The sequence below is a fragment of the Stygiolobus caldivivus genome, from assembly GCF_019704315.1.
Lineage (GTDB): Archaea > Thermoproteota > Thermoprotei_A > Sulfolobales > Sulfolobaceae > Stygiolobus > Stygiolobus caldivivus.
Genome location: NZ_AP024597.1, coordinates 1069298 through 1087538, shown reverse-complemented (window position 1 = coordinate 1087538; position 18241 = coordinate 1069298). Strand labels below are relative to the sequence as shown.

The following is an 18241-nucleotide window of genomic DNA, read 5'->3' as shown; positions in this document are numbered from 1 at the left end:
CCACGTAGACCTCCGGGTGTTCTACGGACATAAAGAACGGTGGCAAGAAGACACTGGCGTTAGGGAGTGTTCTCAAACGTCATCAAATTCGATTAATAGTTGTAAAAATATCACAGTATCTATAAAAATTATTTTTACTATCTTGTACTATGGAAAAGACATAGAATTGTAAAGGGAAAATATTGTTTTTTAAAACATTATATGTATATAAAGGTTGTGATGTCCTCGTAGGTGAGTCTAAAAAGTACAAGTTATTTACCCTTGTGTTTCCTTGAGAGGGGATACACCCTTAAATGAGGTCATTTGAAGACGATTAAACACACTGCGTTAATTTTGTTATAATATTACAAATAATTTTCGAATTTCACGGCTGTTCGAGGACAGCCCCGTACCATAACACCCCTTCTCTTTATCAAAAGACTGTACTGAATAGAGGTTTTAAGGGCCATAAAATGAAAATTTTATCGACACTATAAGCGAATAAAAGTGTTTTTGTTACTCTCTTAAAAATGTCTTTTCGGCAGAGGAACAGGGCGATCCAGTCTTTTTACGATCTCTATTCACATAATTATAACGGAGTTTTTCACCGTTAATCACGGTAACGTTAAAATAAAATATTTAATGTATAAAATAGAATAAGTTGAGGGATTAATAGTTTAGGTCATTCACACGTGCCGCGTTGTTTGCCCATAAACTATAATCCGGTAGCGGACGTTTAAATTTACGATAAACGCCCAATTACCCGTTTTTCACTCAGTAGTAAGCTAGTGAAAACCGCTATTATCAAACCATGCAAGAAAACATAGAAAATTGAAGACAGAGCAGCATTAACACTTAGAGCACGGCTTTTGTGGAACCCATAGGGGCAGAGGGGGCCCGCGACCTGGGTCTGTCCGTGAAGATTACACGCGAGGTCATACGCCTGGTATATTTTTACTAAATACGTGGTGATATTTTACACTTACACTAAATATCACGGAACATTAACCACATAAGATAAAAACTAAATTTAAACATTAACATAGATGATAAGGTAATATTTTACCACGTCTCTGATAAACATTAACTGCCGCTATCGTCACTCCCTCCCCAAATTTAGCCCCAAACGGCCGGTATAATGACTTATAACTTACCGTGATAACTTTTAATCATGATACTCGCAACACTGGGTTCAAACAAGCTGGTCACTACAGTCGACGCAATAATGACTGAAATATTTACCGGGGTCAGGCCCGACAAGGTACTAGTACTCTCAGAAGAGCCCAGGATTGTTGAGCTGGGGGAAGTGTTTAAGGCTTTCGGCCTTGACCCCCAGACCGAGGTGAAGGCACTAGGGGTGGGGGTAAAGGAGTGGAGGGAGAAGTTGAAGGAGATAGACATAGACGTAGCTGACATAACTCCCGGGAGGAAATACATGGCGGTCTCGGTGTTAAATTACTCTAACGCTAAGGAGGTACGTTATGCCTACTTAAGGGAAGAAGGGGAGGGGTACAGGGTTTTCGGCTACGTCCCCCTTAAGGAGATAACAGTGTATAACGTCAGGACGGGGGAAGTAGTACCCTTTGAGCCCCCTAAGACAGTTAACGGGTTACCTAAAAAAGCGGAGATAGGGGTAGAGTCACTTAGGGCCCTTTACAACTTGTACTCCCAGTTAGGGGACGTAGATTACGACGAAATAGGTGACGAGGATAAGGACAGGATGTGTAAGTTCAGGGCCGGGTTCCTGAAGTTTAAGGAGGAGGAAGAGGTGAGGAAACTGGTGTCGCAGGGCTACTTCTTATTGGCAGACACAAACGTTTACATAACGCTCGGTGAAAGGCTGGGCCGCCTCTGCTGGAACAAGGAGTTGGGTTTCAGGCTCCTCGCATCGAGGTCTACTTACGGCGAACTCTTGAACTACACTAAGACCACCCAGAAAGGGGAAGACCCGAAGTTCTTCCTCGGGATGAGCGCGTATAGGCATATACACAGGCAGCCCCCGGTGGGACAAGTAGGTGGGTCGGACGTGAAGTTCATCGAAGAGGCTAAGGCTTTAAAGAAGGAGATCCCGGACCCCCTCGCTGTGATAACGAGGGACCAAGGTGTCAAGAGGTCTGCAGACAGTCAGGGGGTTAAGGCGGTACTACTGAGCGAAACGAAGAAAGGTGAGGGGGACATCGGGCAGTTGCTCTTCTGCGAGTCGTTTTACAGAGACGTGGAGATAAGGGTTAACGGTGAGCTTTTCGCTAAAGTGCTCAAGAGTAAGTTCCCCGAGGAGAGGAAGGTCGAGGTCGAAGTGATGAAGGCTGAATATAACTACCCGTATGTGTTGAGCAAGTTAGAAGAGGTGTTGAGGGGTAAGGACTCCTGACGTATACGCTTTTTTGTACTGCCCCTCTAGCTGGTCACCACACGTAGCCCTAAAGACCTCCCGTAACAAGACCTCTCCCCGGTCTTTAGAGAGGACTTTGCTTACTCGCTTGTTGCTCAGTCTTAGTTTAGCTTTAAAGTCACAGAGGTGTGAAAGGGACGGGCCAACTGCACGGACGAGTTAGCCGTCTACCGCACTATGGCGGACGTCAGGTCAATTCCGCGTAGTATTTAAGCCGGAGAAGCGTGACAGTTAGACACCACCGTGAACACCCACGTGAATACTCCATTTAAGTATTATAGTGGCTTAAACTCCTAGTCTTAGTTGGTGTAACGGCTCGTCAATAAAGACGTGTCGACACAAGGGTTTTACGTGATGAGTAATTCCCATGAAGGACCGTGGCAATTACACACTACCCTGCAATTACGGTAGTACTCGTATCCTTTCACGTTAAGTTTTTTAGAATTTGAAGCCCTTTCATTATATTTAAAGGACACGATAGGAGTGTTTAGAGCGAATAGCTCCAGACTTAAAGAACCCACAAAGTTTATATTTTGCATTATAGTTAAGTAACATTAAGGATGGTATAATGTATAGACATATCAGGACCGGAGCCAGTAACTCCCTCGTAATCGGGATAATAGTAGTAGTATTATTAGTCCTAGCTATAGCAGGGTTCTTTCTATACCCCGTAATATTTCATAAGGCCCCTAAGACCGTGACGTTAACTAAGCTGAGCACAGTCAGCTCTACTGTCACGTCGACGGTCACGACTACGTCCGTCTCAACGACTACGATCACCTCGACGACTACGTCGACATCTGTCCTCACTTCCACCGTCACGTCGACGGTGACCCAGACGCAGACCGTAACGTACACACAGACTAAAATATCGTATGGTACCACTCCCAATAACATTGACATATATAACGCACTTACCACTACTTTGGGTAACGGTTACCAAGTGACGCTCTTGAACGGGACTAACGCTAGTGGTATGTTAATGTTCGGCAATGTGGGGGACCCACAACTGTTCATAAACTACAGTTACTTGTACTTTTTACAGCACGGTGACTTAATTAAGGTATACCCACCGGGTAGTACCCAGTACTGGGGTAACTTATCTCTAGACCTAGGAGTACTAAAGATAGTCCCCGCTAAATACCACGTTTCTGCAGCACTGATGATAAACACTACGGGGCTCCGTTATACTGGCGGTAACTATACTGTGATGCTCGTGGGGACTTTTTCCCACGGTAGTTCAATATATGTGCCACCTTACCCTGCTGACGGGTACTCAGTCATGCTATTTGTGACACCGCCCAAACCCTTGGTCAACAACACGGCGAACTACACTGATGAGTTATTAAACGTAGGTATGGGACTATGGAAGGTGAAACTTTCAGGTGAAATATATTACCCTTACTCTACTACCCCTTACATAGTCGTACAATGGGAGCCTTACTGGAACGTTGCTAGAGACCCGTGGACTACAGGTGAATTTAACGTCTGGGTAGTCCACCCCTCACCTGACGGCACTGTGAACGAGAGCGACATTACTCTGTTGGTAGGAGGCGGGGGGAAAGGGTTTATAAAAGGGCTTAGCCCAGGTGACCTAATAGAGATGAAGGTCACTTATGACGGTTATAATAACACTGTATACGCGGAGGTCACGGACCTCAATACGTCGAGTACCGTAACGTTAACTCTGCCCCTCTACTCTAATTTTACAGTCCCTAAAGTAGGTAGTTATTGGACGGAGGTCAACGCGGGTACTGGGAACTCTTTCTGGAACTGGGGGATAGTATACCTCAGCGTGTTTAACAACGTGTATGTCCAAATAGATAAAGTTTTTTAAGGTAGTTTTTTCTACACGTGTCCCACAGTCTGTTATAACGGGCCTAACCTCATGTCCTTTGCGAATTATAATGTTTCCCCGTTTGAATTAGTATATTCAATGTACAAATAACAACGCAGTACACACAAGGATACCGCGTGTAAACTGAGTTAATGGCCCGTCACCTTACACTTTATACGGTGAGCGTTTCACCTAAAACCCTTACGACTGGTATATACTTACTATTAAATGCGTGTCACTCACGACCCGTAAATCGAGGTTCCCTGGATGCCCGACATCAAGGTCGAGGACGAGCACCAACGTAAATGTTAAGGGTGCTTTACGGGCACGGTTTTTCTGAATAGTGTACGGTATCATGGATTAATACTATTACACGCCTTCGTGTACATATCTATTTATGAAGAAGTTAATACTGCAGTCACCAGGTGAGCTTTCTCACAGAGCTCGACACCACAAGCCATATATAGCGTAGTCACGACGCGTAACCGATGAGGGCGACTAAATAAAGAAAAAACGTGTTAACTTAGGGCTGAACTTACTCGTTACAAAGGAGCTAGAGCCCTGCCCTTAATGAGCCTGTCAATACAGCAAAATGAGCAAAAAGCACCTAATACGGGGCGAAACAGTGGGCAGTGCTGTGTAGTCCCACCAAAAGCTGTAACTGGCGGTAAATTACCCCTTTAGTCCTCCTCTTTCCCTCCCCTTCTACTCCATCCCACCGGCCTTTCAACCTCCCATCAGGCGCCCGTACCACCTACCCTTTTAGGGTCCCTCAGCGTCAGGACTACCTCACCCAGCCCTATCCCCCTGCTCTTCCCTACCCCTAAGAGGGACGCCACCAATAGGTACTTACTCACGGCCCTCTTCAGCCTCTTGTCACTGATGTCAAACTCCACCCACCCCACAAAACCCCTAGTAGCCCTCACCCTGCCCTTATCGTCCCTACCTATCACGACAGTCTCCGGCCTCAGGTCGTACCCCACGACCTTAGAAAGCGCGTTGCCCAAGACTCCGAGCTTATACGCCTTGACGTCATACTCCACGTTACTGGTGTCGCCTGTCAGGGCCCTGAAAGTCCTATACGCGTAGCTTAAGACCAGCCCCACCGACGGGATGAGCGTATAGCCCGCGTTTACCCCCTTATACTTCTCTCTCAGTGCAGGGGGTAAAAGTACTTTAGACGAGAGTAGCGTAGGCGTCTTGAAGCCCACGAGGAAGTTCTTACCCCTCACGTCTACTCCCCCCAGCTCCGTTAAGTCCACGATGTGCGTCGCCACAGGGTAGACATAAAACTTCCCGTAAGGGGTGTCAAAAAAACCCGCGTGCACTTCAGTGAAAAACCCGTCATAGTATGGGAAAGACACATAGAAGTCCAAAGACTCCCCGGCCTTTACAGCCTTCGGCTTTCCCCCCGTACTTAACAGCCTCTTCCCTTTCACCCCCATGTTAGAAATGAACAGCGGCTTGTTCTTTGCCCCGCTCTGCACTAAGGCGGAGAGCGACGGGAGCACCTCCCCCGTGAGTATTAAGTTCTTTACCACCTTTGAGCTCAGCGGGGGTAAGACTACGTCGTTCTCCGGGACGGCAAAAAAGTCCACCCTCACTACCTTATCACGAGCAAACTCCACAACCAACGCGGGGGCACCTCACGCCTTTTGGACCTCTCCCAGTAGCCTCTGTGCGTAGTAATAAGCAGTACAGTAGGCGGGGTAATCGTGACAGAACTCACCGAACTTCCCAGACGCCACCTCCATGGACACGTACCTGTTGGCGAAGTACACTAACTCCTCTACTTCCTTGGACCCGTTCAACACCTCATAGGCCTTGTTTACCACTACCGTAGAGAAATCGTTGGTCTTACTGTCGGGGTTCAGTGCGTCGTTTGCTAACCTCACCAGTTCGTCAGTTATCAGCTCCCTCTTCTCCAACAGCCTGGTAAAGTCCACGTTAAACCCCCCCAAGACCACGGTGGGGTTCTGCCCCCCGCCGTCCGATACTAAGTACACCCTCGCCGACGTAATATTGGAGTTCGACTCAAGCACCCTCTTAGCTAAGAGGATGATGAACGCCGTCTCCGGTTTCACCCCCGCAAAGTTACCGTAGGTGGTGTAGAGCATGGACTTGGTCTCCGTGAAGACGTTGACCCCTATTACGTCCTGCCCGACCCTGGCCGTACCTATCCTCGACAGTAGCCAACCGGCTATAGCGACCACAACGTACCTCGCGTCCGCCTTTACCTGCATCTTCCTCCCGCCGGGCTTCCCCGGTACCCTGACGTATTCGTAGAACTCGGGCTTTATAAACGACGGCAGGTTATCAACAGTACACTCCTTGCTCTTCTCTATGTCGAAGTTCTTCAGCACCTTGGAAACGGGGTCGGACGGAGTGAAATTAAAACACCTCAACACCTTCTCCAACACTTTTTTGTCGTTAGCGGTGAGGGGGATGACCCTCCTGTTCTTACTCTCGAATTCCGAGGCGATCTCGCTGGCGGTATCGAAAGTGACCCGTAAGTCCTTGTCGTCGATGTCTAAATAAGGCTCACCTTTAAGTGAGACCACCTTATAGTTCACACTGTTTACAGCTACTTGTCTTACTAAGTAGTCCCCGAATATGTCATATAAGGGGATTATCAAGGGCTCACACCTCCTAGTTCTTTTTCCAACATACGGATAAACCTCCTCCTCTCTTCCTTACTCCTCGCGTGACTACTGTCCAAGTTGTCCCCCACTATGACGGGGGCTAAAAAAAGGGAATATAACTTGAGGTAGGGCTCGTTCACTCTGGACAAGTCTTCCAGCATTTCGTTATAGTCGTAGAAAGTGTAATCGTCTACCCTGAACCCGCCCACGGGGTACTCACCGCTTAGCTCCTCCAGTAGTACCTGCCCGTATTTCCTCAGCTTCAACATGCCCTCGTCGAACTTTACGGGGAGTTTAGCCGGGTTGAGCTGGGAGACCCCCCTCACAGCGTTCAAGTGGTTAAGCTCGGTCAGTGTGACCAACGTCCTCAGCCCCTCGTCCTTTACGTTTTTGTAAAAAAACAGTGCCGAACCGATTTCGTGGTATATGAACGTCGGGCGACCGCGTAACGGGTTACAGCCATCGTCGAACTGCCCTTGGTAGTACTCCGCGGCCTTCCCCATGTCGTGTAAAAGTACGGCCACCTCCATGTCCTCTTTCGTCACCTCCACCCCGAACTTCTCGAGCCTCCTCTTCGTTACCCTGAAGTAGGAGTCACTCAACACCTTTTTAGCCCACTCTAAGGAGCCCTTTGAGTGTTCCGCCAGCCCTTGGTTAGTGAACGCACACGGTTTACCCACCTAGACCACCCCGCCGACCTCTTTATCGTAACCGCTTATTACCACCCCGTCCACGCCGTCCCTCAGGAACGCCAACTGCAGGCACACGTCACGCGGTGGGGTGTAGCCACCTACCTCCTTCCCTCCCTTTACTACGCCGTTCTTTTTCATAGCGTATAACGCCTCTTCTTCGGTAAGCGGTACTGCTGAATCAGCGTCGTATTCCCCCCGGGGGAAGCCCATGATGATCGACGTCTCCCTCACGATGTTACAGACGCTCTGGTAGAGCCTCTTCGCGGTGTTATAGTCCGTAAAGACCGAGTGGTCTATGGTAGCGAGGTTGTTGAGAAGCTTGGACTCCACAGTGTACTCCCTGTCCCCCAGTTCGGGTAGCCTTTCCCCTAACGACTCCCACACTGCCCTGACCTCTTTTTCGTCGTATACCTTACCCCTGAAGGGGAAGACATAGACCTCCCCGTACCCGCCGTACCTCGCTACCCTCCCCGCCCTCTGTATGAGGTTCGGGGCGGGGCACGCCTCGGTCACTAAGACGTCGAAGCTGGTGTCTACCCCCGCCTCTATCACCTGCGTAGAGACCACCAACCTCTCCTTAAAGACCTTAGAGACTAACTCCGCCCTGTCCCTCCTGTTGAACTTACTGTGGACTAAGACCGGGTTTAACCCCCTGTCCTTCAGCTCCTTGTAGAAGTTTACGGCTTCGACCCTAGTGTTGAACACCACCAACACCCTCTTGCCCTGCCCGTATTGGTTTACGACAGTCGACACGACGTCCTTGTCCCCGATCCTCTTCACCACCACTTCCCTGTCTATGCGGAAGCCTTTGTCTTCCACCACCGTGAAGTCCCTGCCGTACTTCTTTATCAGGGACTCCAACGCCTTGTCAATAGTAGCGGACATCACTATTACCGGTACACCCGCGTCTGTGAGGGACTTAACAGCGGCGAGCCCCGCAGTCAGGGGCCTGCCCTCTTCGCCCAAGAGGTGGAACTCGTCCAGAACTACTATAGAGGAATATATCATACCCCGCGGTAACTCGTAATGGGAACCGTAGTCCTGGAAGACCTGCCTAAGTTCCACCGCGGGGAGCTTAAACAAGTTGAGTATGAAGGTGTCTAGGGTAGTCACAGTGACCTTGCTTATGAAAAACGGTGAGTCGGCGAAGTCCATGTCTTGGGCCGCTATGCTCTTCGTCTTTATCACGCCCTTTTCGCTGTCCGCCTTCAACTTAGTGTATAAGTCTTGTACTATAGACCTTAAGGGGAGGACGTGGATCACCCTGTCGAAGTACTCGTCGTCGACCGCGTTAGCTAACACCTTTGTGAGGGTGGTCTTACCGTAACCCGTAGGTGCCTTGAGTATTACGTTCTTGCCCCTCTCCAGCTCCTCTACGGTCTCCCTTATCGCCTTCCTGTCTTGGAGCCCGTTGACGGTTATAAAGTCTTCGTAGGCCTTTGAGAGTGTCCCGGGGCGGACTACGGACACGGCTAAACTACCCCCTCACTGCCACGGCACCACGAAGGGCGGACGAGGGGACCCGCAGCGGTGACAGCCCGTAGCACGCTTTCGTCACCCGCTCAGCCGAACACAACGTATTCCCCTCCCACTTCATACGCCTCCTCCGCCTCTACTTCCACCTCCCTAGTCCTTAAAGGGTAACCGACTACCGGTACCGAGTACATCACGGTGTTACCGCTACTCCCCCACCCGTACCTGCCTTCCCAGAAGTCCACGTTCTCTACCCTACCTGACACCACTTTTACGCTGGCGGGGAAGTAATAAGGCGTCTTTACCCTCCCCTTAACAGCTTTAGCTTCGCCTACCTCTACGTCCTCGACGCTCACCAAGCACTCCTTACAGCCCAGCCTCGTTATAGACCAGCTGAGCCTCTCTAACTCCTCCTTTCCCATGTCCGTAACGTAAACCACTTTTACTACTTGGTTGGGGGCGTAGACCTTGCCCGTGGGGACGACGTTATACCTATACCGCGGGTCCATCCTCCTCTCCTTCCTCTGGAAGTACATTATCACGTTCCTGACTATGTCTTCGCTGTAGCTCCCGGCGAACTCCTTGGCAAAAGTAGCGGCTGCCTTCACTTTGAATTCCCCCGCCGGGCTGCCCGGCTTGCCCTTGAAGAGCTTAGTGTCCGTCCCCCTGAACTTACCGTAGCTCAGCGCCCCTACCAGTGTAGTAGGAGGGGGTAGGTAGAACGAGGGCTTGGCCTTAGACGCTTGGGGGTAGGAGACGTAAAACCCCCAGTGGAGCTTTAAAAAAACCTTGGAGTACAGCACAGCTTTTGCCCCTTATCACTGTTTCAATGCTACCTTCAACAGTTCCTCGACCAGTTCTTCCGCACTGGCTAACTTCTTAGCCCCCTCACCGCCTCCTAACCCCTCGTTGTCTATGACGTAAGCCTCGCCCTTACCGTTCATGATCGACTTCGCCTTCTCCAGCCTCTTGATGCTCGAGGTTATGTAGTCGTTAGTGTGGCCCGGCTCCGGCATGAACGGGAAGTCGGTTACCGTCACTATACCCGACATCAACTCCATGTTAGGTAAGAACCTAGCCCTCCTGCCCCCGAAGTTACCGGTCAGGACGTAGTATAACGCCTTGAGGGCTACCTCAACCCTGTCCTTCCTCTGCTTCTGTAGAGCCTTTTCGCCCTCTACTTCTTTCCCTTCCGTCGACGGGACTGCGACCAGGTCTTCGTCTAGGGAGAAGGACATGGTGTACAGTGCTGACGACACCTCGACGTTATAGATCATCTGCCCCTTAGTGCTACTCCTCACGTGGAACTGGCTCTCTAACTGGGCCGGTATGTCCTCACCCGTCAACGCAGGTATCATGTAACCGAACTTCACCCTCGAAGTCCTCCTCACCGGTGTACCCCCGGCGTACATGAACCCGCCTATATCGGCTACTACGTCCTTCAGCATCACCTCCACTTCGAACCTCCTGGCGTCCTCAGCGTCCTTTGGCTCCTTTATACCTTCGTCCTTTAAGACCTCTTCGGACGAGAACTTAATGAAATCGTACTTAGACGAGTACACGCCCACCGGGAGTTTGTACTTCTGGGCTAAGTCCACTACCGCGACTTGGTAGGCGTGGGCCAGTGACTCACCGGAGACCGCCGGGACGTAGCGTATGAGGTAACCCGTCGGTGTCTTCAGGACTACGGGTGCAGTCCTGTGCCTCGCTAAGTTACCTACGGTCTCCACACCGTTGAGGCTCTCGGTGTTTATCAGGAACCTGAAGGAACCGCTTATCACTTCACCCACCACCCAATAAGGCCTTATTCGCTACGGACATGGCTAACGCACCTGCCTTCCTTGCGTAATATATGTCCTTCTCGATGAGGCTGATGAAGTCCTCTATGTCCTTGTCCGTAGGCAGGAACCCGATTATCGCGTATTGCTTGTCCTCCCTGCGTATTATTATCGCCGGGTAGACGTTTTCTCCTTCTTTCTTGTCAGTGGCCTTTACTGCCCTACCGGTCACCTCCGCGTTGCCCGTCTTGACTTCGCCGTTGGTTATCCCGATCTGTAAGACCCTCTGGGACTCGTAGAGTACCCTGGCTACCGCTTCCTTAGAGAGGGCGTTCGCGAACCTGTCCACGTAAGTGGGGGACCCACTGTATACGAACACGCTCGCCAACATGTTCGCTACCCTCTTTAATACTCCTTCTACGTCTACTTCTTGTCTAGACTGCAAGGCTATCCACATAATATAGATCCTTCGAGGATATTAATATTCTTTGCGGTCTGGTATAGTTTTCCGTTCAAGTGAAAAAGAAGAAGTGGAGAGTACCAGCTCCCCCCTGAAAGTAACCCTCATGTTTTCGTCCACCAGCCCCATCTCCTTCAGGTCCTTCACCCTCCTCCAGACCGTGGAGAGGGGCAGGTCTAAGTACTTGTGTATGGAGTTCACCGAGTTGTAGCCCGCCTTTACGGCGCTGAGGACCTTCAGGTGTTCTTCCGAGACCGAGAGGGGCCTGAAGTCCCTTACGTTGAGGGTAGCCAAGTGCCTCATGTCCTCTGTCTCCACCTCGACTTTAGCGTCCACGTCTTTGAGGGACAAGACGAGGAGGACGGTTAACGAGATCACCCTCATCCCGCCGGAAAGGTTGAACACCAGTTCCTTACCCTTATACTCCTCTATCTTACCCCCTATTTTGACCACCATGTCTACGGTGTCGTAAGGGTTGACCTCCAAGACGTCGTACTTTACGTTTGCCTTATTGGCCACGTCGAGCAGGGAGTTAAGGGCTTTTTTCGCCCTCTCTTCACTAAACGAGCCTATGACTACGACGCTTTCCAGTTCCCTGAACCACCTCATAAAAGCCCTTACTTGGAACTTCTCGTCGAAGCCCAAGGTGGTGAACAGGACTACCATGATCCGCATTAGCGGAAATGCCCTAAAAAACTTTTTCGCTTACCCTGAAAAGGGTGCCACGTTATTAAATATCATGGATTATGCCGGATTCGGAAACTCCCTTCATCTCCTATATGCCACTGTTCACTCTTACGAAGGGATTACGCTGGACCCAGAAACTCTCTGCTCACCCTGAAAAGGAGCTACGCTTCAACCGCTGCGTTCCCGTAACTGGACTGAATGACGGAGTTACCCTAAAAGGGGGCGCCTCCATGAGCACAGCATATTTAACCGTCCCTCTATCCCTCCACCGCTTAGCTGGGTTTCTCGTACGAAAATCCACCAGGGCGTCGAGCTGCAGGACATTTGAATGTCTCGATTACGTCAAGACGTGAGGGGCTGAAGGGGCTGAGGAGGAAGAACGTGTAACCCTCGTCTCCGAGACATAGAATAGAAACCGACGCCGATAACAGCGTTCTCGATCCCTTCTGTCTTAATTGTGTAAAGGCGTTGGAAGTGGTTTGCTCCTGATACAATGGCCCTCTAAGCGTAACAAGTAGATAGAATTACTAACATTTTTTGTCTATGTGATATAGACTATTTCGCCCTTATAATTCCCGGTTTTCAGCGGGAATTACTTTCAATTTGTCAGTGAGCAATAAAGTTCTTTAGGTGGAGTACGTAAGACGTAAATCTCTTTATCAAATTCCCGAAATTTCAAGGGAGTGACAAAAATTCAGTCATGATAAAACTGTAAAGCACAGTAAAGCTTATATAAGAGAAGAGCAAAATTAAGGATAGACATAGTATAAAAACATTCAGTTAATCCTTCATGGAATTGAAAGTCTTCCTAGCTCTATGCGGACTTTCTTCCTCCTGCTCAAGTTAATCCTTCATGGAATTGAAAGCGCTTATACTTCAATGAATATGTTGAAGGGATCCTAGCTTGTGTTAATCCTTCATGGAATTGAAAGAGTCGTTTCATGCATCCCGTTCTTCCTCATCTTTTTTCGTTAATCCTTCATGGAATTGAAAGCAATATTGTTAGTTTTCATTGTCTCACTAGTAACTATTGTGTTAATCCTTCATGGAATTGAAAGTACAATATAATGAAAATACGGAGTCTAAGCGGGGCCTTAGGTTAATCCTTCATGGAATTGAAAGCCTAATTGACGCGTTAAGACCTTTGCACCTATGATTGCGACGTTAATCCTTCATGGAATTGAAAGCTAAGACCCTCACTGGGGGACACCCCCAGACCCCCAATGCTGTTAATCCTTCATGGAATTGAAAGAGGTCAAGAGCCCCCCCACGGAAGCGAGCGCAAGAAGAGCGTTAATCCTTCATGGAATTGAAAGTTAAAGACTAATGGTTTGTCCAATTTTAACGTAAGTAGAGTTAATCCTTCATGGAATTGAAAGAGTTAATTATGTTGGAAAATAGTAAAAATATTCCAAAGATGAGTTAATCCTTCATGGAATTGAAAGATGGCACTACATTATTTAAATCAAGGTAATAGTTTAGTAAGTTAATCCTTCATGGAATTGAAAGCAAATCAGCATTAACATAAACGATTTACGCATTGCCTCGGTTAATCCTTCATGGAATTGAAAGACGTACAGCACAGTTTTTCCGTCCACAGTTATAGAGTTTTGTTAATCCTTCATGGAATTGAAAGGCCCATATGCACTGGTTATTAGGCGGTGCTGAGGCTTGGGTTAATCCTTCATGGAATTGAAAGCTTAACACGCGGGTAGACTTCTTTTGACTGAATGTTGAGTTAATCCTTCATGGAATTGAAAGAAATAAATTTTCTTGTTATCATCTATCTTCAAATAAACTTTAGGTTAATCCTTCATGGAATTGAAAGATATTGAGGTTTAATGTAGGTAACGTCATATTCGCCGGTATTTGTTAATCCTTCATGGAATTGAAAGCCCCTAATAGCATTGGGGGTCTTAGGGGGTACCCCCCCTGTTAATCCTTCATGGAATTGAAAGCCCCTTAACCCCGCCTGCATTGCATTTTGCATTAGCATGTTAATCCTTCATGGAATTGAAAGATGCTCGCATCTGATGTAAGCATATTTAAAGAAAACGCATGTTAATCCTTCATGGAATTGAAAGCCAGACGTGCTAGGACAACTGATACTCTATGCAGCTTTCGAAAGTTAATCCTTCATGGAATTGAAAGTACAACACGACTACTTTAACTGCTGGAATTTACTGTACATGTTAATCCTTCATGGAATTGAAAGGACCAACCTTCTCGAACTTATACAACACAAACCCGCAATGCGTTAATCCTTCATGGAATTGAAAGCTGTTGAGCGTTATGCAATAAACCTCACTACTCAGAGTAGGTTAATCCTTCATGGAATTGAAAGTAACATTGCTAGAAGCTGTCAGCCCGCTCTGTGCCGATACCCTGTTAATCCTTCATGGAATTGAAAGCCTTTTTCCTTATATCGTCCTCGCAAGTTTCGTTAAAGTCAAGTTAATCCTTCATGGAATTGAAAGCACCTACCACCCCTACGGATTAAACACCCCAGTTTAATCGTGTTAATCCTTCATGGAATTGAAAGATTTAAAAATCTTTCGTTTTGCGGAATGCGTAATAAGATAGTTAATCCTTCATGGAATTGAAAGTATATTTGGCGAAGACGTTTAAGAAGTTATCGAGAAAGAGTTAATCCTTCATGGAATTGAAAGCCACTTCTTCCTATTCATGATTAACGGGCTTTCGACTATAAGTTAATCCTTCATGGAATTGAAAGTGGCAGGACAGTGGGGGTTAGCGGGGAACATCGGGTTAGAGTTAATCCTTCATGGAATTGAAAGACAATTGAACGAAGCTTTAGCCGAGTTTAATCCTTCAGGTTAATCCTTCATGGAATTGAAAGATACGACGCAGAAGCGTCGTACCCTTGTTTCATAGTCTTGTTAATCCTTCATGGAATTGAAAGAGCCTCTTTGAGGACGATAGGTCCTAGCCTCATACGTCTGGTTAATCCTTCATGGAATTGAAAGTCTCGTCTGCCCACCAAATGAGAGATGTAAACCCGAATCAGTTAATCCTTCATGGAATTGAAAGATTTTATTCTCATAAGTTACGAAAAGAATAGAAGATTGTTAATCCTTCATGGAATTGAAAGTTCTATTATCTGTTCAATTGAGATATTTGCGTCTTGTAGTTAATCCTTCATGGAATTGAAAGAACTACCACATACTGCTTTGAAACGATATCACTCATAGTAGGTTAATCCTTCATGGAATTGAAAGGCCCCTAGAAGTCCCGCTCCTAGCCCTGCGCCTGCGCCGATGTTAATCCTTCATGGAATTGAAAGCTGAATTCAGTAGTGAAAAACATATACGCAAACGCAAAGGTTAATCCTTCATGGAATTGAAAGTTTAATATACAGTTCCCCCAACCGTATATCCCATCATTGAGGTTAATCCTTCATGGAATTGAAAGTTCCCGTCAACTTTCTACATGCAAGATAGAATTCAACAGGTTAATCCTTCATGGAATTGAAAGTTTATCTTTATTACTTTCGACACAGGTCTATTATTCTGTCTTGTTAATCCTTCATGGAATTGAAAGTTAGAAGAGTTTTAGTTAATAGTAGGTCCTTTTTAGATAAGTTGTTAATCCTTCATGGAATTGAAAGTCAACTTCACCGAAAGAAGTTAGATTGTATATTAATAGTGTTAATCCTTCATGGAATTGAAAGTCAAATTGGAGAAATTCGTTCTATTTAGAATTATATCGTTAATCCTTCATGGAATTGAAAGCAGATACGTGCAAATTTCTATATCACTCTCCTTACAAATCGTTAATCCTTCATGGAATTGAAAGATTCAACACCTCTGATTCAAACGCTGAAAAAACATATATTGTTAATCCTTCATGGAATTGAAAGAGGATACACTATATAGCCAGAAATGTCTTTCAACTTATTGAGTTAATCCTTCATGGAATTGAAAGCTATAACTTTATTATTATTATTTTTTCTATATACTCTGCCGGTTAATCCTTCATGGAATTGAAAGTCATATGACAAGTTGAAGGTCTGCACTAAGTTGTATGGGGTTAATCCTTCATGGAATTGAAAGCATATGCCTCTAGTAAATAGTCATACGTTTCTTCGTCCGAAGTTAATCCTTCATGGAATTGAAAGCTTCTTCCCTTTCACATTTTTTATGAAGTCGTCGACCCCGTGTTAATCCTTCATGGAATTGAAAGTTGACCAGAGTGCTGAGGTCAATCTATTTAAGCGAATTTTGTTAATCCTTCATGGAATTGAAAGGATGGTTGTTGAGATTGATTAGAAGATTGAGATTGCACTTGTTAATCCTTCATGGAATTGAAAGCTAGTTATTTTATGATTAAGAATCTCAGTATCATTAACAAGTTAATCCTTCATGGAATTGAAAGTTACTGTCGCATATTTCTGACGTTTCTCATCGCTAAGTTAATCCTTCATGGAATTGAAAGATCTCAATCCAAGAATAGTTCACCTAGCCAATGGGCAGAGTTAATCCTTCATGGAATTGAAAGTCTTGTCTGGCCACCAAACGAGGGGTGTGGTTGAGAGTTGAGTTAATCCTTCATGGAATTGAAAGTCAGAACAAACAAAGAGCGGGGTAAAAATACTACCAGGACCACGTTAATCCTTCATGGAATTGAAAGACAGTCTTGAAGATAATTCTTTATTTTTTTCGTTGATAAAGTTAATCCTTCATGGAATTGAAAGCGCAGTAAAAATGGCGACGCTTTTCAGGGACGACGTACTGAGGTTAATCCCTCATGGAATTGAAAGAATTTGAATTCAACTTCAACCCTTACATTTTTCATTATGTTAATCCTCAATGGAATTGGAGACAGATACGATGCACTAAGGCACTAAACGCTACAGAGTCGTTAGGTTAATTCTGGATGGAATTAAAAGTAGTGCAGGATATGCCTTTCCCGCGGTATGCAAGTTCGGTTTAAAGTTAATCCTCCACGAAATTGAAAGACAAACCTAAATTAATTCTAAATTGTTCTTGGTTTGGCGAATCTCCAATGGAATTATGTATTTCTCGCGTTCTCTACTTACTTTATAATTTTAATCCTAGTCGAGTTCAAAATTTTATCTTATTATTATTATTTTTTCTAATGAGATGTTAATTAAGAAAGAATAAAAACAGAAAGGTTTTTAAATACTTACTTCTATTTCTTTTAACGTGGTCTGTGAGAAGTAGGAACTGAGATTTTTAATGAGGAAAGCTAAAAGTTATCAAGAGCTAGTAGACCATATCGCCAACAAGTATAACGATAAGGTAGCAATGCTTATTTTCGAGAAAATAGAATTGATTCAAAACGATCCCTTTAAATATCCTAGGGAAAAATTAGGAAAGGACATTTACGGTAACCCCATGTTTTCCATAGAAGTTACGGGCGATATAAGGGTACTATACAGTGTGGACACGAAAAACTGTATCGTATTTATTTGGGAGAACGGGTCTCATAAGGAGGTTTACGGGCACTAGCCTTCTCCCTTATCCTCCTCAAGACGTCTTCCTTAAACTTCTCTAAGTCCTCTTTATCCTCGATGACTAAAAACCTGTTCCCGTGCTCGTCCTCAACAATTCTCATAAATATATACTAGTTACTAGTATTTAAAAGGGTATTTATGCCGGTTTTTCCCTTTAGGCCTTGAAAGACTGCTGAGAGGAGTAGGTAAGCAGTGGTCGTCATTCCAGTGAGAAAAAATTGTGTTGTCCACAGTTCACTGGGAAAAATTGATTGTGTATTATTATTATCACTCTTGTCACCCCCTAAACTATTAAACAACCCGACACCCCTCAAGGGCCCTTTATTGAGGCCGTGTCCCCCCATTCCTTAAGTACCTCGGCTGTCTCGGTGTCGGGAATTTTTCCCTACTGATGACGGCGGACACCCTTCTTGTAAAAATCGTGTAACTCACGTAACACGACACAGTAACCCCACTACCACTATGAACGTCTTTAATGGGCCCTCATATCTCCCATACTCTCCACTCCACTCCTCTAGTACAGCCCACGTCTTCCATCCTGTTACGAATATTATTATACCTAATTTTATGCTGGTTTTTCTCCTTCTCGGTGTCGATGATAAATCTTACTAATAAAAATATTACGTAGTGTATAGTCCATATGACCAGTTATGTTAATCCCTAATGAAATTAAAAGGGCTTGGGAATTTCATAAAAGAAAGGAGAGGTACGGACTAGGGAGCGGCTGTGTCTGGGACTTCGTAAACCGAAAGCGCGGTGTCGCCCCCCAAGGGCTTTGCGTTCCGCTTACTTGCTCCTTCCTAA

The 18241-nt window shown here is 46.2% G+C and carries 12 protein-coding genes and 1 CRISPR repeat array; of the genes, 3 read left to right on the top strand and 9 right to left on the bottom strand.

Features of this window, described 5'->3' with window-relative positions:
• Window positions 1–1150: 1150 nt before the first annotated feature.
• Window positions 1151–2350, top strand: a complete 1200-nt coding sequence (locus tag KN1_RS05415) for a PIN domain-containing protein (protein WP_221289838.1) — start codon at window positions 1151–1153, stop codon at window positions 2348–2350.
• A gap of 589 nt (window positions 2351–2939) precedes the next feature.
• Entirely contained in the window at window positions 2940–4208 is a 1269-nt protein-coding gene (locus KN1_RS05410) for a hypothetical protein (protein ID WP_221289837.1), read from the top strand.
• A gap of 737 nt (window positions 4209–4945) precedes the next feature.
• Here KN1_RS05410 and cas6 read toward each other — a convergent pair.
• The 8 genes from cas6 to csa3 form a co-directional block, all read right to left on the bottom strand.
• Window positions 4946–5836, bottom strand: a complete 891-nt coding sequence (cas6, locus tag KN1_RS05405) for a CRISPR system precrRNA processing endoribonuclease RAMP protein Cas6 (protein WP_225905792.1) — start codon at window positions 5834–5836, stop codon at window positions 4946–4948.
• Between the two features lie 18 nt (window positions 5837–5854).
• The gene (csaX, locus tag KN1_RS05400) at window positions 5855–6844 is read right to left on the bottom strand and encodes a type I-A CRISPR-associated protein CsaX (protein ID WP_221289834.1); all 990 of its coding nucleotides are present in this window, start codon (window positions 6842–6844) and stop codon (window positions 5855–5857) included.
• Window positions 6841–7530, bottom strand: coding sequence for a CRISPR-associated endonuclease Cas3'' (locus tag KN1_RS05395; RefSeq protein ID WP_221289831.1), 690 nt, complete (start codon window positions 7528–7530; stop codon window positions 6841–6843). The genes csaX and KN1_RS05395 overlap by 4 nt, the downstream gene beginning before the upstream one ends.
• Window positions 7531–9012 (bottom strand): CRISPR-associated helicase Cas3', encoded by a 1482-nt coding sequence (cas3, locus tag KN1_RS05390; RefSeq protein ID WP_221289829.1) that lies wholly within the window; start codon window positions 9010–9012, stop codon window positions 7531–7533.
• Between the two features lie 92 nt (window positions 9013–9104).
• A complete protein-coding gene (gene cas5a / locus KN1_RS05385; protein ID WP_221289827.1) occupies window positions 9105–9818 on the bottom strand; it encodes a type I-A CRISPR-associated protein Cas5a in 714 nt (237 codons plus the stop codon).
• A 15-nt stretch (window positions 9819–9833) separates the two neighbouring features.
• Window positions 9834–10796 carry a type I-A CRISPR-associated protein Cas7/Csa2 gene (cas7a, locus tag KN1_RS05380; RefSeq protein WP_221289824.1) on the bottom strand — a complete coding sequence of 321 codons (963 nt, stop codon included), beginning with the start codon at window positions 10794–10796 and terminating at the stop codon, window positions 9834–9836.
• 1 nt (window position 10797) lies between these two features.
• Window positions 10798–11250 carry a type I-A CRISPR-associated protein Csa5 gene (csa5, locus tag KN1_RS05375; RefSeq protein ID WP_420857159.1) on the bottom strand — a complete coding sequence of 151 codons (453 nt, stop codon included), beginning with the start codon at window positions 11248–11250 and terminating at the stop codon, window positions 10798–10800.
• Window positions 11251–11271: 21 nt separating this feature from the next.
• Window positions 11272–11919: a CRISPR-associated CARF protein Csa3 gene (csa3, locus tag KN1_RS05370; protein WP_221289823.1), complete on the bottom strand. Its 648-nt coding sequence runs from the start codon at window positions 11917–11919 to the stop codon at window positions 11272–11274.
• A gap of 800 nt (window positions 11920–12719) precedes the next feature.
• Window positions 12720–16720: direct repeats of the CRISPR family, unit length 24 nt; unit sequence GTTAATCCTTCATGGAATTGAAAG.
• Between the two features lie 439 nt (window positions 16721–17159).
• On the opposite strand from csa3, the gene KN1_RS05365 reads away from it, so the two are divergent.
• Window positions 17160–17432 (top strand): type II toxin-antitoxin system RelE family toxin, encoded by a 273-nt coding sequence (locus KN1_RS05365; RefSeq protein ID WP_221289822.1) that lies wholly within the window; start codon window positions 17160–17162, stop codon window positions 17430–17432.
• On the opposite strand, the gene KN1_RS05360 is transcribed toward KN1_RS05365, so the two are convergent.
• Window positions 17389–17538 carry a hypothetical protein gene (locus KN1_RS05360; RefSeq protein ID WP_221289820.1) on the bottom strand — a complete coding sequence of 50 codons (150 nt, stop codon included), beginning with the start codon at window positions 17536–17538 and terminating at the stop codon, window positions 17389–17391. The genes KN1_RS05365 and KN1_RS05360 overlap by 44 nt on opposite strands.
• Between the last annotated feature and the right edge of the window lie 703 nt (window positions 17539–18241).